Origin of the sequence: Gellertiella hungarica, assembly GCF_014197145.1 — a bacterium.
GTDB lineage: Bacteria > Pseudomonadota > Alphaproteobacteria > Rhizobiales > Rhizobiaceae > Gellertiella > Gellertiella hungarica.
On sequence record NZ_JACIEZ010000001.1, the window covers coordinates 816766 to 840286 of the forward strand.

Genomic DNA, 23521 nt, shown 5'->3' on the forward strand with positions numbered 1-23521 from the left:
GCTTCGACCGCTGTGCGAAGGAGATCACGAACTGATTCCGAAATATCGTGCAAGGGCTTGAACCGACGGAGCTATTTTGTGTCGCCGGTATCGTCCCGGGAGGAGAGGCGGCCCTGATCGAGCCGCTTGTCCGCCTGCTCGTTGAGCGCCCGGGTCAGCGTCTTCTCGGCCTTGGTGCGGCCGAAGGTCAGGCGGTTCTGCTCCGCCTGTTTTTCCTTCTCGGACCGCGCCCTGGCCTTGCGGGCCATGCGGAGATTGATGATCTCGCCGGCCATGGTGATGTCACTGCTTCTTGCGGAAGGAATCGAGCGAGATGACGGAGCCCGCCTTCTTCTCCTCGTCGGCGGCAGCGGGCTTTGCTTCGGTTTCCACCTTCTCGACCGGGTAAGCGGTGATCTCGGCCGATTCGACCTGCTCCTCGCCCGCAGCCGGGACGTCGAATTCCATCTCGAAGTTCACGGAAGGATCGTAGAAGCCGCGGATGGCATTGAAGGGGATGACCAGCTTTTCCGGGGTGTCGGAGAAGGAAAGCCCGATCTCGAAGCTGGTGTCGGTGACCTTGAGATCCCAGAACTGGTGCTGGATGACGATGGTCATCTGCTCGGCATACTTGGCCTTCAGATGCTGGGAGAGGCGCACGCCCGGCGCGCCGGTCAGGAAGGTGATGTAGAAGTGATGATCGCCGGGCAGGCGGCCGGTAGCGGCAACTTCGGAGAGCACCTTGCGGATGACGCCGCGCAATGCGTCCTGTGCCAGAATATCGTAACGGATATGATCCTGCCCCATCGCTTCCTGTCTTTCCATTCTTGCCGTTCTCGATGCCGAACGGTCCTTCTGCCAAGTCTGGTAGAGCGCCGCCATCCTAAGGGCAATCCCTTTAAGAAAATGAATGCGGATTGCGTCAAAGTGAATCGCCGCAGCAATGCGGCGACGGCCGGACGCCCAAGCGCCTTTATGCCACTTGTCGCAACGGGAAAAAACCCCTTGCGGAGCGGCCGGGCCAAGATGTTCGAAAAAAATGATGGCGGAGGAGGGTAGGTGAAGGCTTCTGTTGCCAGGTGCCTTCGGACCCCGCCTCAGGGTGCTAACCGAGAGGACTTAGGTCGGGTTTCCCGCACCGCCATTAGGCAGCGAGAGCATAACCCTTAGCGTTGTTGTCGTTTGCAACTACACTTTTTGACCCGATAACGGCGGTATCATGCCGAGCAAAAGAACGATCTTTACACCCTTGTCGATCCTATTTCGCCCCCATCACAAGCCGCCCCGAGCGGCGGTTTGTGGTGGAGGCGCCGGGTACCGCCCCCGGGTCCAATAGGCTTATTTCATCGCCAGTTTATTGCCATAGCCGATCCGAAGACCGGCAAGGCACATATAGGCGCTCCCGGCGCTGCTGAAAAGAGGCCCCGTCACAAAAGCCCGACCGAAAGCTATGGAAATGTCGGCGCGGGCCATTGGCCGGAGGGCCTGCGGGATGTAAGGCTTCGGGCGAGCATTGAGGAGACGCGCGATGAGACATCCCGAGGAGCAGTATCTCGACATCGTCAGGCATCTTCTGGAAAAGGGCGACAGACGCATCGACCGCACCGGTGTCGGAACGCTCTCCATGTTCGGCGCGATGATGCGCTTCGATCTGTCTGCCGGGGATTTTCCGGTGTTCACCACGAAGAAGGTGTTCTGGAAGACCGCCGTCAAGGAGATGCTCTGGTTTCTCACCGGGCAAACCAACATCCAGTCGCTGCTGCGGGAAAACATCCGCATCTGGACGGACTGGCCGCTCGACAAATACCGCAAGGCAACCGGCGAGGCGATATCGCAGGAGGATTTCGAGGCACGGATCCTGGCGGACGACGCGTTTGCCGAAACATGGGGCGATCTGGGCCCCGTCTACGGCAAGCAGTGGCGGCGCTGGCGCGATGCCGAAGGCCGCGAACATGATCAGGTGGCCGGCATCATCGACACGCTGAAGACGAATCCCTCCAGCCGGCGGATGCTTTTCCATGCGTGGAACGTGGCCGAGCTGGACCAGATGGCGCTGCATCCGTGCCACATGACCTATCAGTTCCACGTTGCCGGCCTGGGCCAGGACGATCGCAGACCGCGGCTGTCGCTGATGGTCCTTCAGCGCTCCTGCGACATTCTTCTGGGCGCTCCCTTCAACATCTGCCAGCAGGCGGCACTGCTTGCGATGGTGGCACAGCAGGTCGACATGGAGCCGGGAGAGCTGATCTGGGCGGGCGGGGACGTGCATCTCTACCTCAATCACCTCGAACAGGCGCGCGAGCAGGTTTCCCGCAGGCCATACCCGTTTCCGAAGGTCCGGCTGGCGCGCAAGCCCGACAGCATCGATGCTTACCGCATCGAGGATTTCGAGGTTTCGGGCTATGTCTCGCATGACCGGATCGATGCGCCGGTCGCGGTTTGATGCCATCCGGACGAAATTCCGCCGCGCCGCTTGAAAGGACACGGGCGGCGCCTTCATCTTCTCACGACGGTTGCCCGCCCCCAGACAGCCAAGCCGGCTGAACGCCGCCCCTTACAGGAGATTGCCATGACCGAGCCCACGACCGAAAAACTGCCGCCGCTGGCCATCAGCTTCGTCGTCGCAATCGCGCAGAACGGCATCATCGGCCATGAGGGCGACCTGCCCTGGAAGCTCTCTTCCGATCTGAAGCGGTTCAAGGCGCTGACGCTCGGGAAACCGGTTGTCATGGGTCGCAAGACCTATCAGTCCATCGGCAAGCCGTTGCCGGGCCGCGAGAACATCGTCATCACCCGCGACAGGTCCTTCCGGGCGGAGGGGGTGCATGTCGTGGGGTCGGTCGAAGAGGCGCTGGAGCTCGGCGAGCGACTTGCCCGGCGCGATGGCGGCCACGAGGTGGCCGTCATCGGGGGCGGGCAGATCTACGCCCAGACCCTCGATCGTGCCACGGTGCTGCACGTGACCCATGTGGAGAGCGAGCTCGAGGGCGATACCCGCTTTCCGCGCATCGACCCGGACATCTGGCAATCGGGCGACGAAGAGCACATTCCCGTCGGTCCGAAGGATATCTATCCGACCCGTTTCGTCAGCTACAGGCGGCGGAACGGCGCCTGAAACGCTGAAAACCTGACTTTCCGGCACCTATTTTCGCTCGGGGCGGCCGGCTGCGGCGATAAGTTGCGGCCTGCGCGTTGAAAGCGTGCCGTGCGATACCTATAACGGATGAGGAGCTGCGCCGGTCCTGCCGGGCGCGGTGCGAGATACAACGGCTAAGAGGTTTTGATGCCCTGGAGCAATCAGAATGGCGGCGGCGGCCCATGGGGCGGCGGCGGTGGTGGTAACGACAAGGGACCCTGGGGGCAGGGGCCGAACCGGCCTCGGGGCGGCAATGGCGGTCCGCCCGACCTGGACGACATCATCCGGCGCAGTCAGGACCGGTTGCGCGACGTGGTTCCCGGCGGCTTCAACGGCGGCATGATCCTGATCGTGATTGCGGCCGTCGCAATTTTCTGGCTCATCCAGTGCATCTATACGGTCCAGCCGGACGAACGCGGCGTCGAGCTTCGCTTCGGACGCCCGAAGGACGAGGTTTCGCTTCCCGGCCTGCATTTCCATGTCTGGCCCTTCGAAAGCGTCGAGGTCGTCAAGATCACCGAGCAGCAGCAGAATGTGGGTTCGAAGGCCAATTCCGGCTCGGCGACCGGCCTGATGCTGTCGGGCGACCAGAACATCGTCAACGTGCAGTTCTCGGTTCTCTTCACCGTCAGCGACCCGAAGGCCTTCCTCTTCAATCTTGAAGAGCCGGTCGAGACCCTTCAGCAGGTTTCGGAAAGCGCCATGCGCGAGGTGGTTGGCCGGCGTCCGGCGCAGGACATCTTCCGCGACAACCGTCAGCAGATCGCCCAGGAGGTGAAGAACACCATCCAGACGACCATGGACCATTACCGGTCCGGGATTTCTGTCAATGCGGTCGCGATCGAGGATGCGGCACCGCCGCGCGAAGTTTCGAACGCCTTCGACGAAGTGCAGCGCGCCGAACAGGACGAGAGCCGCTTCATCGAACTTGCCAACCAGTACACGAACCAGCAGCTCGGCCAGGCACGCGGCCAGGCGGCGCAGAACATCGAAGAGGCTGCCGCCTACAAGGACCGCGTCGTGAAGGAAGCCATGGGTGAAGCCGCCCGCTTCACCGCCGTCTACGAGCAGTACAAGAACGCACCCGAGGTGACCCGCAAGCGGCTCTATCTCGAAACCATGGAGGGTGTCCTGAAGAATTCGAAGCGCATCATGATTGATGGCCAGCAGCAGGGTGTCGTGCCCTATCTGCCCCTGACGGAGCTGGCCAAGCCGGCAACCGGCCAGGCACAGGGCCAGGCGCAGGGAGGCAACTGATGAACGCCAATCGTCTTCCCGTGATCATCGGCGTCATCGCCGCGCTTTTCGTGGTCTTCTATTCGTCCTTCTTCGTGGTCAATGCCCGCGAACAGGCGCTGGTGCTGCGCTTCGGCCAGATCCGCGACGTGAAGAAGGAGCCGGGCATCTATTTCAAGCTGCCCTTCGCCTTCATGGATGCGGACCGGGTACAGTACATTCCCATGCAGGCGCTTCGTTTCGTCCTGGACAATATCCGCGTCCAGGTTAAGGGCGGCAAGTTCTACGAGGTCGATGCCTTCGTGGTCTACCGCGTGACCGATGCCCGCCGTTTCCGCGAAACGGTTTCCGCCGACCGCGAGGCTGCCGAGGCGCGGCTTCGCACCCGTCTCGATGCATCGCTGCGCCGTGTCTACGGTCTGCGTGATTTCGATGCGGCGCTTTCGGATGCGCGCGTTTCGATGATGACCGAGGTGCGCAAGGACATCGCTGCCGACGCCCAGTCGCTCGGGATCGCCGTCGAGGACGTCCGCATCCGCCGGACCGATCTGACGCAGGAGGTCTCGCAGCAGACCTATGACCGCATGACCGCGGAACGCCTGGCGGAAGCCGAGTTCATCCGTGCCCGAGGCAAGGAAGAGGGCCAGCGGCGCCGCGCCAAGGCCGATCGCCAGGTGGTCGAGCTTCTCGCAGACTCCAACCGCGAGGCCGAAATCCTGCGCGGTCAGGGCGATGCGGAGCGCAACCGCATCCTCGGCGATGCCTATGGCAAGGACCAGGCCTTCTTCGAGTTCTACCGGTCCATGCGCGCCTATGGCAGCTCTGTGGGGCAGGCGGGTACGACCATGGTGATCGGGCCGAACTCCGAATTCTTCCGCTACTTCAACAGCGCCGACGGCACGCCACCGGCTGCGCCGCCAGCGGCGCCCGCCGGGCAGGTTCCGGCTGCAGCGCCGGCACCCTGAGCGGGCGCCCGGAAGACAGGAAACGGATGTGAGGGAGGCGCGGCCATGAAAAGGCCGCGCCTCTCGTGTTTTCAGGGAGCCGACGGCGGTTGTTGTGGGCGGAGCGACGCTGATAAGGTCAGCTCCGGTCCGCCCCGGCGGCATGCCGATTCGGCATGAGAGTTTGCGTTACCGCAGAGGATGCTAGAGACATGACCGCACGCCTTTTCCCTTCGATCCGCCGCCTGCTGGCAACGGTTTCCTGTGCTGTCCTGTCCCTGTCCGTCGCGGCAACGGGCGCGCCTTCTGCCGCCCGCGCCGCCTCCGCTGCCGCGATTGCCGCAACGCCTGCCGGTCCGAAATCGGTGGCCGATCTTGCGGAGGGACTGCTGGACGCAGTGGTCAACATCTCCACCTCGCAGAACGTGAAGGACGATGAGGGCGCGCCGGCGCCGCAGGTGCAGGAGGGGGCACCCTTCCAGGATCTCTTCGACGACTATTACAAGGGCGAAGGCAAGGATTCCCGGAGCCACACCGTGAGCTCGCTTGGTTCCGGCTTCGTGATCGATCCCGCCGGATACATTGTCACGAACAACCATGTGATCGAAGGGGCGGACGATATCGAGGTCATCTTCCCGAAAGGCAACAAGCTCAAGGCGAAGCTGATCGGAACCGATGTGAAGACCGATCTTTCGCTGCTCAAGGTCGAATCAAAGGTCCCGCTGAAAGCCGTTTCCTTCGGCGATTCCCGCAAGATCCGGATCGGAGACTGGGTGATGGCGATCGGCAATCCCTTCGGTCTCGGAGGGTCCGTCTCGATCGGTATTGTGTCCGCCCGCGGGCGCAACATCAATGCGGGCCCCTACGACAATTTCATCCAGACCGATGCCGCTATCAACAAGGGCAATTCCGGCGGCCCGCTGTTCAACATGTATGGCGAGGTCATCGGCATCAATACGGCAATCATCTCGCCGAGCGGCGGGTCGATCGGCATCGGCTTCTCTGTGCCCTCCGAAATCGCCTCGACCGTCATCGACCAGCTCAAGCAGTATGGCGAAACGCGCCGGGGCTGGCTCGGCGTTCGCGTCCAGCCCGTCACCGAAGACATCGCGGCCAGCCTCGGCCTCGACAAGATCGCCGGCGCGCTGGTTTCCGGCATCGTAAAGGGCGGCCCCGTCGAGAATGGCCCCATCCGGACGGGCGACATCATCATGACATTCGACGGCAAGCCCGTTGCCGAAATGCGCGACCTTCTGCGTCTCGTTGCCGAAAGCCCGACAGGCAAGGAAGTCGCCGTGGAGCTGATCCGCGACGGCAAGCCGCTGACGGTGACCGTCAAGCTCGGCCGTCTGGACGACAAGGCCGATCCGGCCACGCCTTCGGATCCGGGCGAGTCCCTGCCGGATGGCGGGCAGGGCGAGGATGGCGACATCATGCAGCCCGACGAGCAACCGATGCCGGCGCCGCAGGAAGAGATGCAGCCCCTGCCGGAGCTCAAGGATGGGGCATCCGGCGAAGGGGCAACCGATGGCGAGGAGATCGCCGGCGATGTTCTCGGCATGATTCTCGGGCCGCTGGACGAGGCCGCGCGGAAGGAATTCGGCATTGCAAAGACCGTGAACGGCGTCGTCGTCGAAGATGTGGTCGAGGGATCGGCTGCCGCGGGCAAGGGCATCGTCAGGGGCGACACCCTGGTGGAAGTGGCGCAGACCGCAGTGAAGGGCGCCGGCACGGTGGCCGAGAAGATCGCCGAACTCAAGCGGGAAGGGCGCCGCAACGCCCTGCTTCTCGTCGCATCGCCCAATGGCGATCTCAGGACCGTCGCCCTCGCCATCGAATGATGCGGACCGTCGGGTCAGCCCTGTTTGTCTTCGTCCGGGAAAAAACGCCGTGAAGACGCTTGCCTTTCTGTAGTTCCTAATATTAGTATTTCTTCAGGTTGCTCCCTGACGCGTGGCCCTGTGCATTTCAGCCTTTCCGCACGCGGGCGTCATCGGACGGCCTCCACTTATTGAAAGGCCGGCGGCGCCTGGCCAGAGAAATTTCCAGAGGCAGAAGTTCATGGCCAAGTATACCGTTTTCATCGCCACGCCCCCGCTTCCCGACCGGGCAGATTACGTGCCGGCGCTGGCAGAGCTTCTGGATTTCGCCAGCGCGCAAACCATCGGCACCCCAACCGAAACCTCCTGGTCGCTCCGGGACATCAACAACGTGACCTTGACCGTCAACGGCACGGGCTTCACGCGCAACAGCACGGACCAGCTGCCCGATGGCGGAACCGTTACGGGCTTCACGCTCTACGCGCCCGACGGGACGACAGTCGTCGCGAAGCTGGAGGACATCTCCCGGAACGCCGCCGACTTCGCATCGGCCTTTCTCGGCTTCGGCAATCCCTGGGACTTCCTGCGCTGGCTGATGGAAGGCAACGACACCATGAATGGTGGTGACGCCGACGACGACCTGCTGTCCTTTGGCGGCAACGACGTGCTTACGGGCGGTGGCGGCGACGACTATCTGAGCGGCGGTGCCGGGAGGGATGAATTCCATGGCGGTGCCGGGAACGACACGATCAGCTACGAGGATGCATCCTGGACGGAAGGAGCGAGGCAGGGAATCGATCTCGATGTGGCCCGCGGAACCGTCATCGACCCCTGGGGAAACACGGAAAGCTTTGACGGCGTGGAGACCTTCAGGGGGTCCGCCTTTGCCGACAAGATCGTCGGCAGCGATGCGGACGAGTCGTTCGTCGGCTTCGCCGGCCGGGACCGGTTCGAGGGCGGCAATGGCACCGACACGGTGAACTATCGGCCCGAAACGGATCGGGGTGCCGGCAAGGGAGCGGTGGTGGACCTTTCGATGGGGCAGGCCATCGACGGATTCGGGTTCCTGGATACGCTGATTTCGATCGAGAATGTCGCCGGCTCCAAGCTCGACGACATCATCACCGGCAGCGACGGGGAGAATACCATCCGGGGAAACGAGGGCGCGGATCGGGTCTTCGGTCGGGGCGGCGCGGATATCGTCTATGGCGATTCCGGCAATGACGCGCTCAAGGGTGAGGAAGGCGCCGACCGCCTCTATGGCGGCGAAGGAGACGACCGCCTGGAGGGCGGGGCCGACAGCGATACCCTCGGCGGCGACGACGGAAATGACACCCTGCTCGGTGGAATGGGCAACGATACCCTGTCCGGCGGCACTGGCAACGATAACCTCGACGGCGGAACCGAGGACGACACGCTCAACGGCGACGATGGCAATGATATGCTCCAGGGCGGAGGCGGCCTCGATACGCTGAACGGCGGCGGCGGGAATGACCGGATCAGCGGTGGAGCGGGCAACGATGTCGCAAATGGCGGCATCGGCAATGACATTCTGCATGGCGATGGCGACAACGATACCCTTCGCGGCAATGAAAACGACGATTCCCTTTTCGGTGATGACGGGATGGATTTCCTCTCCGGCGATGCCGGCAACGACATGCTCGACGGGGGAGCGGCGGAGGACGACCTGCAGGGCGGGATCGGCAACGATCGCCTGTTCGGAGGCGAAGGCGCCGACCGGCTGAATGGCGGCGACGGCAACGACACCCTGTCCGGCGGGCTCGGCCGCGATGCGCTGACGGGCGGCAAGGGGATGGATCACTTTCAGTTCTCGGTGGCGCCGACGGGGCTCAACCTCGACCGGATCGCGGATTTCGTCGTGGCGGACGATACCATCGACCTCGGCAGGTCGATCTTCACCAAGCTGAAGGGGGCGAAGAGTTTCACCAAGGATTATCTGGCGATCGGCAGCAAGGCCGCCGATGCCAACGACCACATCATCTACAATCCCAAAGACGGGACCCTCTGGTACGATGCCGACGGCAACGGGCGAGGGGCCGCGGTGCAGATCGCGGACATCGGCAAGAACCTCAAGCTGACGGCGGCCGACTTCAACCTCATTGCGTGACCAGTCGGGACATCTGTTTTTATTATTCTTTTTGAAGGACCGTGCTTCCCATGGCGGGATTGAAGACGCCCAGCATCTGGCTCGACCGGACCGATGACCCCCGGTTGAATGGCCTTCTTTCCGGCGCGAAATGGGATAGCTGGAACATCACCTATTCCTTTCCCGAGAGCACCGACTCCTACCCGGACAGCAAGGAGGCCGGCTGGAATTTCATTCCCACGACGGAAGAGCAGCGCAAGGTTGCGCTCTTTTCGCTCGAACTCGACAATGACAACACGGCCGACGACGGCTTCTCGGTCGAAGGATTTACGTCGCTGAACATGTCCCGGGGCGACGAGACCAGCGCAACCGTCCGGATCGCCCAGTCTTCGCTCCCGCGCACAGCCTATGCCTATCTGCCCGATTCAACGTCCGATGCGGGGGATGTGTGGATGGGCATCAACCACGATTACTCGAGGCCGGTGGCGGGCAATTACGAATGGCATACGGTCATGCACGAGATCGGGCACGCGCTCGGCCTCAAGCACGGCCATGAGCAGGACGGAATGTGGGAGCCGCTCCCTCTCGAGTGGGACACGCTCGAATACACCATCATGACCTACCGGACCTATGTGGGATCGCCGACCTCGGGAGGATACGCCTACGAGAATTTCGGTGCGCCCCAGACCTTCATGGCACTCGACATTTACGCGCTCCAGCATCTCTACGGTGCAAACTATACGGTCAACAGCGGAAACACGACCTACCGGTGGAACCCCGTCGACGGCACCACCCTCGTCAATGGAAAGGCAGCGATCACGCCCGGTGACAACAGGATCTTCGCCACCATCTGGGACGGCGGCGGCATCGACACCTACGATCTCTCGGCCTATTCCACGCCCCTGCAGATCGATCTCGCACCGGGCGGGGCATCGAAGTTCAGCGAGGTGCAGACCGTCGATCTCGGACGCCAGAACAAGGCGCGCGGCAATATCTATAATGCCTTCCTTTTCAAGGATAACCCGGCCTCGCTGATTGAAAATGCGCTCGGCGGCTCGGGAAACGACACGATCAGCGGCAATGTCGCGAACAACCGGCTGGTCGGAAATGGCGGGGCCGACACGCTCTACGGTCTCGCGGGCAAGGACATCCTCGAGGGCGGTGCCGGTGCCGACCGGCTCGACGGCGGCGTCGGGGCCGATCTCATGAAGGGCGGCGCGGGCAACGACATCTACTCTGTGGACAACCTTCTCGACACGGTCGACGAAACCGCCGGCGACGGGATGGACGTCGTCTATTCCTCCGTCGCCTGGAGCCTGACGGCCGGCCGGCAGATGATCGGATCCGTGGAGAACCTCACGCTTCTGGGCACCGCATCCATCAACGGCACCGGCAATGCGCTCGCCAATATCCTGACCGGCAATGGCGGCAACAACAGCCTGTCCGGTCTCGACGGCGCGGATACGCTGAAAGGTCTGGCGGGAAACGACAGCCTGTTCGGCGGCAACGGCATCGATTATCTGTCCGGCGATCAGGGGGACGACCGCCTTTCGGGCGGCTTGGGTGCCGACCGTTTGGCCGGGGGCCTCGGGCGGGATCTCTTCTGCTTCGACAGCCTGTTCCGGGCACCGGGCAACATCGATACGATCATGGATTTCAGCGTGCTTGACGATACGCTGGCGCTCAGCCGATCGGTCTTTACCAGTCTCAAGCCGGCGAAGACCTTTCTCAAGACCTTCCTTTCGGTGACGGGCAGCGCGCTCGATCGGGACGATTACATCGTCTACAACAGCGCGAACGGCAAGCTCTTCTACGATGCCGATGGCAACGGGAAGGGAGCGGCCCTCCAGTTCGCGCAGCTGTCTTCCAAGCTGCAGCTTACCTATCTGGATTTCCAGCTGACGGCCTGAGGAGCGCTTACGCCACGAATTCGTGCCGCCGATAGCCCTGGATGTAGAGGAGCGCCGTGAGGTCGCCGTGATCGATGCGGATGCGGGCCTGCGCCGCAACGGCGGGCTTTGCATGAAGCGCAACGCCGCTGCCGGCAAGCTGGAGCATGGCGAGGTCGTTTGCGCCATCCCCGACCGCGAGCACGTCGGCAGAGGTGATGCCGCGGCGCCCCGTGAGGCGCAGCAGCGCCTGCGCCTTCGCTTCCTTGCCGAGAATGGGTTCGGCGACCACGCCGGTCAGCACGCCGCCCTCATGCAGCAGTTCGTTGGCCTGGTTCTCGTCGAAGCCGAGCATGGCCGCGACGGGGCCGGTGAACAGGGTGAAGCCGCCCGAGACCAGGGCGGTATAGGCGCCGCGCGCCCGCATGGTGGCCACCAGCTCCCGCCCGCCCGGCGTCAGCGTGATGCGGCTGCGGATGACATCGTCGATGACCGAAAGCGGCAAGCCCTTGAGCAGCGCCACGCGCTCGCGAAGCGCCGGCTCGAAGGCAATCTCGCCATTCATGGCGCGGGCTGTGATCAGCGAAACCTCTTCCTTCAGCCCCACTTCCGCGGCCAGTTCATCGATGCATTCCTGGCCGATCATGGTGGAATCCATGTCGGCGATCAGCATCTGCTTGCGCCGCGCATCGGCATCCTGCACCACCACATCCACGGGCGCGCCGTCCACAAGGGCCGCGAGCGCCGCGCGGGCTTCGCTCGCATCCGCACCATCCCGCAGCACCAGATCGCAGGCCACGCCATCCGCCAGCCAGTAAAGTCCGGATGCCTTCAAGGCATCTGCGGCCTTTTCGCCGAGGGCGGGAGAGAGTACAGGGTTGAGCGGATTGGCAATCAACGTGGCGACCAAGGCCATGGGGGAGAACCCTTTACGTGAGCGATATCGATGCGATCCTGATAACCGGGCCGACCGCCAGCGGCAAGTCTCAGCATGCGCTGGAATGGGCGCGCAAGACCGGCGGCGCGGTGGTGAATGCCGACAGCATGCAGGTCTACGATACGCTCCGCGTTCTCACGGCCCGGCCATCTGAAGAGGAAATGGAAGGCATCGACCACCTGCTCTATGGCCATGTTCCCGCTTCCCGTGCCTATTCGACCGGCGCCTGGCTTCGCGACATGGAAGCCGTTCTCGCGCGGCTGCGAAGCGAGGGGCGCATGCCCGTCATCGTCGGCGGAACCGGGCTTTACTTCAAGGCGCTGACGGAAGGGCTTTCCGAGATGCCCGCCATTCCGCCCGCCGTCAGGGAGAGGGTGAGGGCGCGCCTGGAAGCGCTCGGGCCGGAAGCCCTGCACGCAGAACTTGCAGATATCGATTCGCCCGCGGCGGAAAGGATCGGCCGGCAGGACGGGCAGAGGATCGCCCGGGCGATCGAGGTGTTCGAAGCCTCGGGACAGACCCTCACCGGTCTGCAGCGCGCCAGCGCGCCGCCGCTGGTCGATCCCGCCCGAGCCCTCAAGATGGTCATCCTGCCGGACAGGGCCATTCTGGCAGACCGCATCAATCGCCGCTTCGAGCGCATGCTTGCAGGAGAGGCCATTGCCGAAGTGGAGGCGCTGCTTCGGCTTTCTCTGCCGGACACGCTCCCGGTGATGCGCGCCATCGGCGTCCCCGAAATCCGCGAGCACCTTGCCGGCCGGCTGGGTTTCGACGCGGTGCGCGAAAGGGGCGCCGCCGCCACCCGGCAATATGCCAAGCGCCAGATGACCTGGTTCCGGAACCAGATGGATGATGGGTGGGAGCGAATTTCGGCAGCCCAATGACGAAAAACAGCGTGCAATAAATTAGATTGTATTTATCTTCTAATGCTCTATCATAAATCCACGGATGCTAATTTGTGATCCAAGGAGGCTGTTATGGGTGTTAACGGTTCATCTGATCTTGTAGGCCATACGAATGCTCCCCGATTTCGCGCGATAGGCGACGAGCGGCTGATCTCCGCAACCGAGTTCGAAAGTCTCAAGGCATCTTTGCTAAACCAGAGAAATCACGATGCGGTCTGGTATCCAGATGGCAGTTCCATTCAAATTACAAAGGCTTTTGACGAAGACGCGCGTTTTTGGGTTGGATTTATTTATCTGTCGGAATCCGCGAGCGAAGTTGTTAAATGGCTTAAACTGGCACCCATGAACAAAAATTTTGTTCCTGATAAGTACTTGCTGGTCGGCGCTGATGGCAGCCTCACGGCAATCTGGTCGGATTTGGACGAAAAAGGAGCGCGCCTATACAAGACAATGACCCTCTCGGCAGAGAGCGATCTTGTGGCGATGGGAGCGGGGCGCGACTATGTTTTGGGCACGGTAGGCGCCGATGATATCCACGTTTCTCCCGGCGGCCTCAATGCGGGGGATTACATCGATGGCCGCGGTGGCGACAACACGCTCGTTCTGGATGGGCCGGCTACGCTCGATATCACCCTTCCCCAGGTATTCGAGAAAATCGACCATATCCGTCTGTCGGATGGGGATGACACGCTTGTCGTCACGCAGGAGCGCCTAAACGGTGTGGAAACCATAGATGGTGGCGGCGGCTTCGATACGCTCCGTCTCAAGGAGCCGGGCATAGTGGAATTCATTTCCCACAGGCTCTCCGGTATCGAGCGTGTGCTTGGAACCGACGGCGACGACAAAATCTATGCCGCCGACGAAAATGACACCATAGACGGCGGCGGCGGGAACGATGTGCTTGACGGCGGAAGCGGGGACGACGTCCTCTCGGGCGGCAGCGGCAACGATCGCCTCGAGGGCGGAGCCGGTGCCGACAGGATGGCCGGAGGCATGGGGAACGATACCTACGTCGTGGACAATCCTGCCGATACGGTGACCGAGGCCGCAGGCGAAGGCGACGATACCGTACGCACTGCGATCAGCTATACGCTCTCTGCCAATGTCGAGAACCTGGTCCTCGAAGGAGACCGGAAACTCACCGGCGCCGGCAACGATCTCGATAACATGATCTTTGCCAACAATGCCGGAAACACGCTGTACGGATATGCCGGTCGCGACCAGCTCGTGGGCGGGAAGGGGCAGGATCTGCTCGATGGGGGCGCCGGCGCCGATATCATGCAGGGTGGCGATGGTGCCGATACCTATATCGTGGACGACGCTCGAGACATGGTCGACGAGACAGGCGGGCAGAACTGGATCGATACGATCCGCGCCCGGATCGACATAGATCTCAATGCACGCACCATTATCGGCGATGTGGAAAACGTTATCCTCGAAGGTGCGGGAAACCTCAGCGCGACCGGTAACTCCCTTGCAAACAGGCTGACCGGCAATGAGTTTGCGAACCGGCTCGACGGAGGGGCGGGTGCCGATTATCTCGCCGGGGGAGGAGGGAACGACACTTACGTGCTGGATAATGTCGGCGACATTGTCGATGAGGAGGGGGCGGGCGGCCTCGACAGCATCGAAAGCTCCGTCAACGTCGATCTGAATGGAAGCAATATCAAGGGTTCTATCGAAAACGTAACCTTGCTCGGGGCGCTGCATCTCACCGCTTTCGGCAATCAGTTAGACAATGTTCTCATCGGTAACGAGGGCGACAACATTCTCGACGGGCGCGAAGGAGCCGACCTGATGCGCGGCGGTGCCGGCAATGATATCTATTATGTAGACGATGCTCGGGACCGTGTCGATGAAACCGGAGGGGCAGGCAATGACCGAGTTATATCTCGAGTAAGCCTTGACCTTTCGGCCGATTTTGGATTGTCGCAAGTTGAGAACTTGCTCCTTACCGCTTTAAGCGAAATCAACGGTAGGGGTAATGCGTTGAATAACGCGATCGCTGGAAACGATGCAGCCAACTCGATCTATGGCGCCGCCGGGAATGACGAGCTCGTTGGCAACGGTGGTAATGACAGGCTGTACGGGGAAGACGGCGATGATGGCGTGTCCGGCGGCGATGGCGACGACGTGGTTGATGGGGGAAGCGGTAATGACCGTCTCTATGGAGGCAGTGGAAGCGACTCTCTCAATGGCGGTTCAGGTGGCGATAGCATGTCCGGGGATGGTGGCTCCGACACCTATTACGTAGACTCCGCCCTGGATCGCGTCATCGAGAACGACTTCAGTGCGGCCGGGGGAACCGATACGGTCTACAGCGCCGTGAGCTACATTCTCAACAATGTGGATGCCGGCGCGGTCGAGAACCTGGTCCTGACCGGGACGGCGCTGAACGGAACCGGCAACGGCATAGACAATACCATCACGGGAAATGCCTATGGCAATACGCTCGATGGCGGCGCGGGCGCCGATGTGATGATCGGTGGTGCCGGAAATGATGTCTACGTCGTCGACAACCTGCGCGATCTCGTCAACGAACAGGCCAATGCCGGTGCGGGGACCGATACGGTCTACGCCTCCGTCAATTTCAACATGAACGCCACCTCGCAGGTGCTCGGCCTTGTGGAGAACCTTGTTCTCACGGGCAGTGCCGTGCGCGGCGACGGCAATGCCTCCGGCAATGTCATGACCGGTAACAGCATGGCGAACCAGCTCTTCGGCTGGGCCGGCGACGATGTCATCAATGGCGGGGCGGGCTACGACACGCTGACGGGCGGTGCGGGACGCGACAGCTTCCTGTTTTCCGCCGATGTCGGGCGCTATGACGTGATCACGGATTTCTCGGTGGCCGACGACACGATACGCCTCGACCACAACGTGTTCAGCGCGCTCGGCCAGAGTTCCGGCTGGCTCAGGAGCGACGCCTTCACCATCTCCACGGTAAGCGCCGCTGCCGACGCGGGCGACCGCATCATCTACGATCGTGACAGCGGCTATCTCTATTATGACGTCAACGGAACCGGGGGCGGGGGGCTGAACTGCTTCGCCAAGATAGCCCCCTATCTTGCACTCACCGCCGCCGATTTCCTGATCGTGTAAGGGCTTTGCCGGAGGAGGGGGCCGCGGCAGGGCCCTCTCTTTCTGGCCATTTCTCGATCAGTCGCGCCGGAGGCTGCTCAGCGGCTTCCTGAGGATGCTTTCGCGCAAGGAAAGCCGCTCGCGCGGCGGCTCCGTCGCCGTGGCAGAACGTTCTGCCTGGCCTGCCCCCTGCGGCTGTGCGCCGGTGCCCTGGCCGTAGCGCAGCGGCGGTGGTTCCGGCGGCTCGCCGGTCGGAGGCATGGTGGTGCGGAAGACGGTCGGCTGCTGCTGCGGCGGTTCGCGGAAAACGTCCGCGCGGGCATAGGGTGCGGGTTCCGCGGGGCCTTTCGGCAGCATGTCGGGCCGGTACGGCTCGTCGGTCGCGCCTGCCGTCGCCCAGCTGAAGCCGGCCTCGGCAAGCTGCTGGTGCGGCTCGAACTGGTCGAGATCCTCGTCTTCCATGTCGGTATCCTGCGCACCGAAGGACTGCGGTCCCGTATAGGAGTGCTTCAGATTGCCGATATCGATCGGCGAGACCGCGCGCATGCGGGTCACCACCGTGCGCAGATCGACGCTGTCTGCCGTCTCCTCGTCGCGCGAGCTCTCCGTCACGCTGCCTGCCTTTGGCAGGATGGACGCATCCACGCGCTCGAAACGCATCCGCATCGGCACCGCGATGGCCTCGCCGAAGGCAATGGCCTCACCGTTGCCGATGGACGAAATGAAATTGGTGATGGAGACCGAGGAATTCGGGATGGCCGAGCGGATGATCTCCTTGTCCTTCTCGTTGGCGAGGCGCATGGCAAAAAGGGTGGAGCACTGGGAGAGGATCGTCTGGTCCAGCTCGCCCGGGCGCTGCGTGATGATGCCGAGCGAAACGCCGTATTTGCGGCCTTCCTTCGCGATGCGGGCGATGGCGCTTCGGGTGGGGAAGAAGCCGAGATTGGGATCGGCGGGCACGTAGCGGTGCGCCTCTTCGCACACCACCAGCATGTGCAGGCCGCCATTGCTCCACAGCGCGATTTCGAAGGCCATGCGGCACAGAACCGAGGCGACCGAATTCACCACTTCCGACGGGATGCCCGCCAGCTGGAAGGTGCTGATCGGCCTGCCATTTCCGGGAATGCGGAAAATATGGGCGATGGTCTCCATGATCGTGTCGGTGATCGTGTTGCTGGAGAACATGAAATGGTAGCGCGGATCGTTGATCGCGGCGAGAACGCGCATCTTCAGCGAGCGCAGCACGGGCTTTTCATTGCGCCCTTCCAGCCGGCCGATGCGCTCGTCGATGAGCGCCAGCAGGTCTGCCATGCGGTAGGGCACGGGCGTATCCGCGGTCATCGAGCTCTTTTCGGTCTGGCGCCGCATCAGCCCGCCTTCGCCGCCGCCGCGGAAGCTGCGCTTCGCCTCGGGGATGAGGTCGCGCAGGATGTCCAGCTCCTCCGGCACCGGCGGCCGGCCGCGGAACACCACCTCGGCGAACTCCTCCAGCCGCATCAGCCAGAAGGGCAGGTCGAGCGTGTCTGTATCGATGACCACCGCGTCATTGGGGAAGGCGGCCGCAAATTCGTTGTGCGGATCGAGGATCAGAACGCGCAGCTTGGGGTCCGAGGCGATCGCCTTGTGCAGAAGAAGGGAAACGGCCGTCGACTTGCCGACGCCCGTCGAGCCGACCACGGCAAAGTGCTTGGACAGCATCGAGGGAATGTGGATCGTCGCCGAGACGCTCTCGTCCTGCGAAAGCGTCCCGATCTGCTGGTTTTCCTGCGCCCGGCTGGCATAGATGCGCTCCAGGTCGGAGCCGCGGATGCGGTGGGCAATAGAGCCGAGGTAAGGATAGCAGGAGATGCCGGTCGAGAATTCCTCGCGTCCGTCGTCGTAGACGCGCACCTCGCCGAGCAGCTCCACTTCCACGAAGAAATTGTTGTCGCCGTTCTCGCCCCAGTGCTGGTCTTCCATCTGCATGGAATAGGCCATGGCAACGACGCGGTTCTGGCCGACGCTGATGGAGATCAGGCGCCCCACGGACCAAAGCTCGGTCAGATCCGTTCCGCCCTGTTCCGCGACGGCAGAGATGGTGGCGCGCGAGCCGTTGCACGACACCACGCGGCCGAGAAACCGGTTCCCCGGCTTCAAAATGTCTCTGCGGTCATCATCTGTCATGGGGCCAGCATCGGATCGAAGGGGCATCGGCATTCGCTTCTCCCGGTCATGGGATGACGGGCGCGACCTGCAGGCGCCCGCGCGGGGTGATCCCGCTCTCGCCGGAAAGGTAGATTGGGGAGCCTTAACAACTGGTGTAGCAACCAACCGGAAGTGGGTCTACTTTCGAATTTTCGCATGCGAGGGCGATAAAACCCGTCCGCGCTTGGTTGACGCCCCGCAAGATTCTGTCTATCAATGCCGGCCATGAACAACTTTGTTACTCTTATTGTGGTGGGACCGCGCATGGGCAGGATGGTGTAACCATCCGGCGTCAGCCACCCATGCGCGAAACGACAGGCTCCTAAAGGAGCCTTTTTTTATGTCTCAATCCGGGCTAATAGGCCCACAACGGACGGGCCGAGCGAGCCCATAACCCTTGAACAAGCGGAACCAGGCATGACGGGCAAAGACAATCAGATGACCGGCGCGGAAATCGTTCTCCAGGCGCTGAAGGACAACGGGGTCGAGCACATCTTCGGCTATCCGGGCGGGGCCGTGCTCCCGATCTATGACGAGATCTTCCAGCAGGACGACATCCAGCACATTCTCGTCCGTCACGAGCAGGGCGCAGGTCATGCCGCGGAAGGCTATGCGCGCTCCACCGGCAAGGTCGGCGTCATGCTGGTAACCTCGGGCCCGGGTGCGACCAACGCGGTCACGCCCCTCCAGGACGCGCTGATGGACAGCGTGCCGCTCGTCTGCCTGTCCGGCCAGGTGCCCACCACGCTCATCGGATCGGACGCCTTCCAGGAATGCGACACGGTCGGCATCACGCGCCCCTGCACCAAGCACAACTGGCTGGTCAAGGACGTCAACGATCTCGCCCGCATCATCCATGAAGCCTTCCGCATCGCCCAGACCGGCCGCCCGGGCCCCGTCGTCGTCGATATCCCGAAGGACATCCAGTTCGCCACCGGCACCTACACGCCGCCTGCGGATCATGTCGCGCAGAAGAGCTACCAGCCGAAGGTCCAGGGCGATCTGAATGCGATCAAGGCTGCCGTCGAGCTGATGGCGACGGCCCGTCGCCCGGTCATCTATTCCGGCGGCGGCGTGGTCAATTCCGGTCCGGAAGCGTCCAAGCTGCTGCGCGAGCTGGTGGAACTCACCGGCTTCCCGATCACCTCCACGCTGATGGGCCTCGGCTGCTATCCGGCCTCGGGCAAGAACTGGCTCGGCATGCTCGGCATGCACGGTTCCTACGAAGCCAACATGACCATGCATGATTGCGATGTGATGGTCTGCATCGGCGCCCGCTTCGACGACCGCATCACCGGCCGCCTGAATGCATTTTCGCCGAACTCTAAGAAGATCCACATCGACATCGATCCGTCCTCGATCAACAAGAACGTCCGCGTCGATGTCGGCGTCGTCGGCGACATCACCCATGTTCTCGAAGACATGGTCCGCCTGTGGCGCGCCCTGCCGAAGAAGCCGGAAGCCGGCCAGCTGGCCGACTGGTGGAGCCAGATCGACAAGTGGCGTGCGCGCAAGTCCTTCGCCTATACGAAGAGCAACGATGTGATCATGCCGCAATATGCCATCGAGCGGCTCTATGAGCTGACGAAGGATCGCGACACCTACATCACCACCGAAGTCGGCCAGCACCAGATGTGGGCGGCCCAGTATTTCGGCTTCGAGCAGCCGAACCGCTGGATGACCTCGGGCGGCCTCGGCACCATGGGCTACGGCCTGCCGGCAGCGCTCGGCGTGCAGATCGCCCATCCGGAAAGCCTCGTCATCGATATCGCCGGCGATGCCTCCATCCAGATGTGCATCCAGGAAATGTCTGCGGCCATCCAGTACAACGCGCCGATCAAGATCTTCATCCTGAACAACCAGTACATGGGCATGGTGCGCCAGTGGCAGCAGCTGCTGCACGGAAACCGTCTGTCCAACTCCTATACCGAAGCCATGCCCGACTTCGTGAAGCTGGCCGAAGCCTATGGCGCAGTCGGCATCCGCTGCGAAAAGCCGGACGAGCTGGATGACGCCATCCTCGAGATGATCAACGTCAAGAAGCCGGTCATCTTCGATTGCCGCGTCGCGAACCTTGCCAACTGCTTCCCGATGATACCGTCGGGCAAGGCGCACAACGAAATGCTGCTGCCGGACGAGGCAACCGACGAAGCCGTCGCCAATGCCATCGATGCCAAGGGCCGCCAGCTGGTCTGACCGAGAACCTGAAGGAGCAAGATCATGAACGCACATCTTCAACCCACGGGTTCGGCCTACTTCATCTCGAAGGAAACCCAGACCGTCGAAAGCCACACGCTGTCCGTCCTCGTGGACAACGAGCCCGGTGTCCTCGCCCGTGTCATCGGCCTCTTCTCCGGCCGCGGTTACAACATCGAGAGCCTGACGGTCTCGGAGACGGAGCACCAGGCGCATCTGTCGCGCATCACCATCGTCACGCGCGGCACGCCGCACGTTCTCGAGCAGATCAAGGCGCAGCTGGAGCGCATCGTGCCGGTTCACCGGGTGGTGGATCTCACGGTCCGCGCCCGGGACCTCGGACACGAGCGTCCGCTCGAGCGCGAGCTGGCGCTGGTCAAGGTCTCCGGCGTGGGCGAAAGCCGCGTCGAGGCGCTTCGCCTTGCCGATGCCTTCCGCGCCAATGTCATCGACGCGAACATCGAGCATTTCGTCTTCGAGATCACCGGCAAGGTGTCGAAGATCGACCAGTTCATCGCGATCATGAAGCCGCTCGGTCTCATCGAGGTGTGCCGCACCGGCATCGCGGCCATGAACCGCGGCCCGCAGGGCATGTAATTAGCCCTTCCCGCGCGTTCGGCGGGCGCCTTCGGGCGCCCGTTTTCGTTGCGGTTCATGCAGGAAAAAGAGTCTCTTGCGGGGTGATCCTCACAGGCCGATTCATTCTCTTCACAAAGTGATTCAGCGACCGTCCGCTTCGCTTTTGTCCTCCTGACAATTCCCCGGTGGACAGTGCCTGCCGCATGTCTATTCTGTCGGCCTTTTCCGGACTCTCTTCCTTTGGATCCCCTTTGATGACCTGGGACATATTCACGGCCCTTTGCCTGTTTGCGCTGGCAACATCGATCACGCCCGGCCCGAACAACACCATGCTGCTCGCGTCCGGCGTCAATTTCGGCTTCGTGCGCACCATCCCGCACATGCTCGGCATAGGCGCTGGGTTCTTTACCCTGCTCATCGGTGTCGGCCTTGGCCTCGGTGCCCTTATCACCGGGTTTCCGGCCCTTCACCTGTTTCTGAAGGTGGCAGGCGGGGCCTATCTTCTCTACATCGCCTGGAAGATCGGCATGTCCCGCAGCCTCGGCGAAGCGAAGGAGGCCGGGCTGAAGCCGATGACTTTCCTGCAGGCGGCCGCTTTCCAGTGGGTCAACCCAAAGGCATGGGTCATGGCCATCACCGCGATGTCGACCTATGGCGACAGCGTTCACCCCTATCAGCGGGTGTTGCTCATCGGGCTGGTTTTCGCCATCGTGAACGTCCCGAGCGTGTCCACCTGGGCTGGCTTCGGATCGGTTCTGCGCGGCTGGCTTTCCGATCCCGTCCGGTTAAAGTGGTTCAACATCACCATGGCCCTGCTGCTCGTCGTCAGCCTGTGGCCGCTCCTGAAATGAGGCCTGCCTTGTCGCATCACCATCACCACCACGATCATGACCACGACCATCATCACGACAACCGCTATTCCGACATGGAAGCACGGGTGAGGGCGCTGGAGACCGTTCTGACCGAAAAGGGCCTGATCGATCCTGCAGCCATCGATGCGATCGTCGAGACCTACGAGACGCGGGTCGGTCCGCGCAATGGAGCGCGGGTGGTTGCGAAGGCATGGAGCGATCCTGCCTTTGCGGACTGGCTGAGGAAGGACGCGACGGCAGCGATTGCAAGTCTCGGCTTCACCGGCCGGCAGGGCGAGCACATGCGCGCCGTGTTCAACACGCCCGATGTTCACAATCTGGTCGTCTGCACGCTGTGCTCCTGCTACCCCTGGGCCGTGCTCGGGCTTCCGCCGGTCTGGTACAAGGCCCCCGCCTACCGCTCGCGCGCGGTCATGGACCCGAAGGGCGTGCTTGCCGAATTCGGCGTGACTCTGCCGGAGGGAACCGCCGTAAGGGTATGGGATTCGACGGCCGAGCTGCGTTATCTCGTCGTGCCGGTCAGACCTTCCGGTACGGAAGGCTGGAGCGAGGCGCAACTGGCCGATCTCGTCACCCGCGACAGCATGATCGGAACGGGTCTTGCGCTTTCCCCGGAGGCTTCGGCATGAACGGACCCCATGATCTCGGCGGCTTCCAGGGCTTCGGCCCGGTCAATCCTGAAAAGGACGAGCCTTACTTCCATGCGGAGTGGGAAAAACGGGCCCTGGGCGTCGTGCTGTCTGCCGGTGCCATGGGCCACTGGACCATCGACGAAAGCCGCCACGCCCGCGAAAACATTCCGCCGGCGGATTATCTGTCGGCGAGCTACTATGAAATATGGATCCGCGCGCTGGAAGTGCTTCTGGAGCGCCACGGTTTCGCGACCCGCGAGGAGATGGATCTGGGCGTGAAGCTTCAGGACGGCACGTCGCCCAAGCGGGTGCTGAAGGCGGACATGGTGCCGGCGGTGCTCGCAAGGGGCGGGCCCTGCGACCGGCCTGTCGATCGCGGACCGGCTTTCGCTCCGGGCGACCGCGTAAGGACGCGGAACATGCACCCGTCCGGCCACAACCGCCTGCCGCGCTACGCCAAGGGCAAGGTGGGCGTGGTGGAGGCCGTGCAAGGCGGGTTCGTCTATCCGGATACGAATGCCCATGGCGGCGGCGAGCAGCCGCAATGGGTCTACACCGTCGTGTTCACCGCGCCGGAATTGTGGGGCGAGGGCGCCGATCCGTTGCAGACCGTCTCCATCGATGCGTGGGAGGCCTATCTTGAGCGTGTGTGAAACGGCATCGCCACTGGTGCAGTCTCCCGGCCTGCCGAAATCCGCGGAAGGCGATCCGGTTTTTGCCGAACCCTGGCATGCCACGGCCTTCGCGCTCACGGTTCTCCTCCACCAGAAGGGCCTGTTCGCATGGTCCGAGTGGGCAGAGACCCTGTCTCGGGAAGTGAAGAAGCCGGGGCGGGCGCAGGACGGGAGCGACTATTTCGATGCCTGGGTGGAAGCGCTCTCCGCGCTGCTTGCTTCCAAGGGCGTTGCCGATGCCGCCGGCCTTCTCGACCTGCAGAAGAGCTGGCAGCGCGCCGCCGAGGCTACGCCTCATGGCACGCCGATCCGCCTCGAAAACGATCCACAGCGGCAATCCCTGTAACGGG

The 23521-nt window shown here is 62.7% G+C and carries 19 protein-coding genes and 1 other RNA gene; 15 read left to right on the forward strand and 5 right to left on the reverse strand.

Annotated elements, in window-relative coordinates:
• Positions 1-71 precede the first annotated feature (71 nt).
• The 3 genes from GGR23_RS03865 to ssrA form a co-directional block, all read right to left on the reverse strand.
• Entirely contained in the window at positions 72-275 is a 204-nt protein-coding gene (locus GGR23_RS03865) for a DUF4169 family protein (RefSeq protein ID WP_183364770.1), read from the reverse strand.
• A 7-nt stretch (positions 276-282) separates the two neighbouring features.
• Positions 283-786: an SspB family protein gene (locus tag GGR23_RS03870; RefSeq protein WP_183364924.1), complete on the reverse strand. Its 504-nt coding sequence runs from the start codon at positions 784-786 to the stop codon at positions 283-285.
• A gap of 251 nt (positions 787-1037) precedes the next feature.
• Positions 1038-1401, reverse strand: a transfer-messenger RNA (tmRNA) gene (gene ssrA / locus GGR23_RS03875).
• A 106-nt stretch (positions 1402-1507) separates the two neighbouring features.
• Here ssrA and GGR23_RS03880 point away from each other — a divergent pair.
• The 7 genes from GGR23_RS03880 to GGR23_RS03910 all read left to right on the forward strand — a co-directional run bounded on the left by GGR23_RS03880 (position 1508) and on the right by GGR23_RS03910 (position 11132).
• Positions 1508-2422, forward strand: coding sequence for a thymidylate synthase (locus tag GGR23_RS03880; protein ID WP_183364771.1), 915 nt, complete (start codon positions 1508-1510; stop codon positions 2420-2422).
• A gap of 126 nt (positions 2423-2548) precedes the next feature.
• Positions 2549-3094, forward strand: coding sequence for a dihydrofolate reductase (locus GGR23_RS03885; RefSeq protein WP_183364772.1), 546 nt, complete (start codon positions 2549-2551; stop codon positions 3092-3094).
• 168 nt (positions 3095-3262) lie between these two features.
• Positions 3263-4372 carry an FtsH protease activity modulator HflK gene (gene hflK, locus GGR23_RS03890; RefSeq protein ID WP_183364773.1) on the forward strand — a complete coding sequence of 370 codons (1110 nt, stop codon included), beginning with the start codon at positions 3263-3265 and terminating at the stop codon, positions 4370-4372.
• Positions 4372-5316, forward strand: a complete 945-nt coding sequence (hflC, locus tag GGR23_RS03895; RefSeq protein ID WP_183364774.1) for a protease modulator HflC — start codon at positions 4372-4374, stop codon at positions 5314-5316. The genes hflK and hflC overlap by 1 nt, the downstream gene beginning before the upstream one ends.
• Positions 5317-5507: 191 nt before the next feature.
• On the forward strand, positions 5508-7136 hold the full coding sequence (locus GGR23_RS03900; protein ID WP_183364775.1) for a Do family serine endopeptidase: 1629 nt from the start codon (positions 5508-5510) through the stop codon (positions 7134-7136).
• A gap of 220 nt (positions 7137-7356) precedes the next feature.
• Positions 7357-9243: a calcium-binding protein gene (locus GGR23_RS03905; RefSeq protein ID WP_183364776.1), complete on the forward strand. Its 1887-nt coding sequence runs from the start codon at positions 7357-7359 to the stop codon at positions 9241-9243.
• A gap of 50 nt (positions 9244-9293) precedes the next feature.
• Positions 9294-11132: a M10 family metallopeptidase gene (locus GGR23_RS03910; protein ID WP_183364777.1), complete on the forward strand. Its 1839-nt coding sequence runs from the start codon at positions 9294-9296 to the stop codon at positions 11130-11132.
• Positions 11133-11139: 7 nt separating this feature from the next.
• Here GGR23_RS03910 and serB read toward each other — a convergent pair whose 3' ends face one another.
• Positions 11140-12027 (reverse strand): phosphoserine phosphatase SerB, encoded by an 888-nt coding sequence (serB, locus tag GGR23_RS03915; protein WP_183364778.1) that lies wholly within the window; start codon positions 12025-12027, stop codon positions 11140-11142.
• 17 nt (positions 12028-12044) lie between these two features.
• Between serB and miaA the strand changes: the two genes are divergently transcribed.
• Together miaA and GGR23_RS03925 are read left to right on the forward strand one after the other, a co-directional pair.
• Positions 12045-12932, forward strand: coding sequence for a tRNA (adenosine(37)-N6)-dimethylallyltransferase MiaA (miaA, locus tag GGR23_RS03920; RefSeq protein WP_183364779.1), 888 nt, complete (start codon positions 12045-12047; stop codon positions 12930-12932).
• A 93-nt stretch (positions 12933-13025) separates the two neighbouring features.
• The gene (locus tag GGR23_RS03925) at positions 13026-16055 is read left to right on the forward strand and encodes a calcium-binding protein (protein WP_183364780.1); all 3030 of its coding nucleotides are present in this window, start codon (positions 13026-13028) and stop codon (positions 16053-16055) included.
• A 57-nt stretch (positions 16056-16112) separates the two neighbouring features.
• On the opposite strand, the gene GGR23_RS03930 is transcribed toward GGR23_RS03925, so the two are convergent.
• Positions 16113-18197, reverse strand: a complete 2085-nt coding sequence (locus GGR23_RS03930; protein ID WP_246364886.1) for an ATP-binding protein — start codon at positions 18195-18197, stop codon at positions 16113-16115.
• Between the two features lie 438 nt (positions 18198-18635).
• Between GGR23_RS03930 and GGR23_RS03935 the strand changes: the two genes are divergently transcribed.
• From GGR23_RS03935 to GGR23_RS03960, 6 genes are all read left to right on the forward strand, one after another.
• Positions 18636-20414: an acetolactate synthase 3 large subunit gene (locus GGR23_RS03935; RefSeq protein ID WP_183364782.1), complete on the forward strand. Its 1779-nt coding sequence runs from the start codon at positions 18636-18638 to the stop codon at positions 20412-20414.
• Positions 20415-20438: 24 nt separating this feature from the next.
• Positions 20439-21011, forward strand: a complete 573-nt coding sequence (gene ilvN, locus GGR23_RS03940; RefSeq protein ID WP_183364783.1) for an acetolactate synthase small subunit — start codon at positions 20439-20441, stop codon at positions 21009-21011.
• 236 nt (positions 21012-21247) lie between these two features.
• A complete protein-coding gene (locus tag GGR23_RS03945; protein WP_183364784.1) occupies positions 21248-21844 on the forward strand; it encodes a LysE family translocator in 597 nt (198 codons plus the stop codon).
• On the forward strand, positions 21841-22494 hold the full coding sequence (nthA, locus tag GGR23_RS03950; RefSeq protein WP_183364785.1) for a nitrile hydratase subunit alpha: 654 nt from the start codon (positions 21841-21843) through the stop codon (positions 22492-22494). Before GGR23_RS03945 ends, nthA begins: the two co-directional genes overlap by 4 nt.
• Positions 22491-23150: a nitrile hydratase subunit beta gene (gene nthB, locus GGR23_RS03955; RefSeq protein WP_183364786.1), complete on the forward strand. Its 660-nt coding sequence runs from the start codon at positions 22491-22493 to the stop codon at positions 23148-23150. The genes nthA and nthB overlap by 4 nt, the downstream gene beginning before the upstream one ends.
• Positions 23137-23517 carry a nitrile hydratase accessory protein gene (locus tag GGR23_RS03960; protein WP_183364787.1) on the forward strand — a complete coding sequence of 127 codons (381 nt, stop codon included), beginning with the start codon at positions 23137-23139 and terminating at the stop codon, positions 23515-23517. Before nthB ends, GGR23_RS03960 begins: the two co-directional genes overlap by 14 nt.
• Positions 23518-23521 lie beyond the last annotated feature (4 nt).

Coding starts and splice junctions, on each gene's coding strand:
- GGR23_RS03865 (WP_183364770.1), bottom strand. CDS start 275: ATGGCCGGCGAGATCATCAATCTCCGCATGGCCCGCAAGGCCAGGGCG.
- GGR23_RS03870 (WP_183364924.1), bottom strand. CDS start 786: ATGGGGCAGGATCATATCCGTTACGATATTCTGGCACAGGACGCATTG.
- GGR23_RS03880 (WP_183364771.1), top strand. CDS start 1,508: ATGAGACATCCCGAGGAGCAGTATCTCGACATCGTCAGGCATCTTCTG.
- GGR23_RS03885 (WP_183364772.1), top strand. CDS start 2,549: ATGACCGAGCCCACGACCGAAAAACTGCCGCCGCTGGCCATCAGCTTC.
- hflK (WP_183364773.1), top strand. CDS start 3,263: ATGCCCTGGAGCAATCAGAATGGCGGCGGCGGCCCATGGGGCGGCGGC.
- hflC (WP_183364774.1), top strand. CDS start 4,372: ATGAACGCCAATCGTCTTCCCGTGATCATCGGCGTCATCGCCGCGCTT.
- GGR23_RS03900 (WP_183364775.1), top strand. CDS start 5,508: ATGACCGCACGCCTTTTCCCTTCGATCCGCCGCCTGCTGGCAACGGTT.
- GGR23_RS03905 (WP_183364776.1), top strand. CDS start 7,357: ATGGCCAAGTATACCGTTTTCATCGCCACGCCCCCGCTTCCCGACCGG.
- GGR23_RS03910 (WP_183364777.1), top strand. CDS start 9,294: ATGGCGGGATTGAAGACGCCCAGCATCTGGCTCGACCGGACCGATGAC.
- serB (WP_183364778.1), bottom strand. CDS start 12,027: ATGGCCTTGGTCGCCACGTTGATTGCCAATCCGCTCAACCCTGTACTC.
- GGR23_RS03925 (WP_183364780.1), top strand. CDS start 13,026: ATGGGTGTTAACGGTTCATCTGATCTTGTAGGCCATACGAATGCTCCC.
- GGR23_RS03930 (WP_246364886.1), bottom strand. CDS start 18,197: ATGACAGATGATGACCGCAGAGACATTTTGAAGCCGGGGAACCGGTTT.
- GGR23_RS03935 (WP_183364782.1), top strand. CDS start 18,636: ATGACGGGCAAAGACAATCAGATGACCGGCGCGGAAATCGTTCTCCAG.
- ilvN (WP_183364783.1), top strand. CDS start 20,439: ATGAACGCACATCTTCAACCCACGGGTTCGGCCTACTTCATCTCGAAG.
- GGR23_RS03945 (WP_183364784.1), top strand. CDS start 21,248: ATGACCTGGGACATATTCACGGCCCTTTGCCTGTTTGCGCTGGCAACA.
- nthA (WP_183364785.1), top strand. CDS start 21,841: ATGAGGCCTGCCTTGTCGCATCACCATCACCACCACGATCATGACCAC.
- nthB (WP_183364786.1), top strand. CDS start 22,491: ATGAACGGACCCCATGATCTCGGCGGCTTCCAGGGCTTCGGCCCGGTC.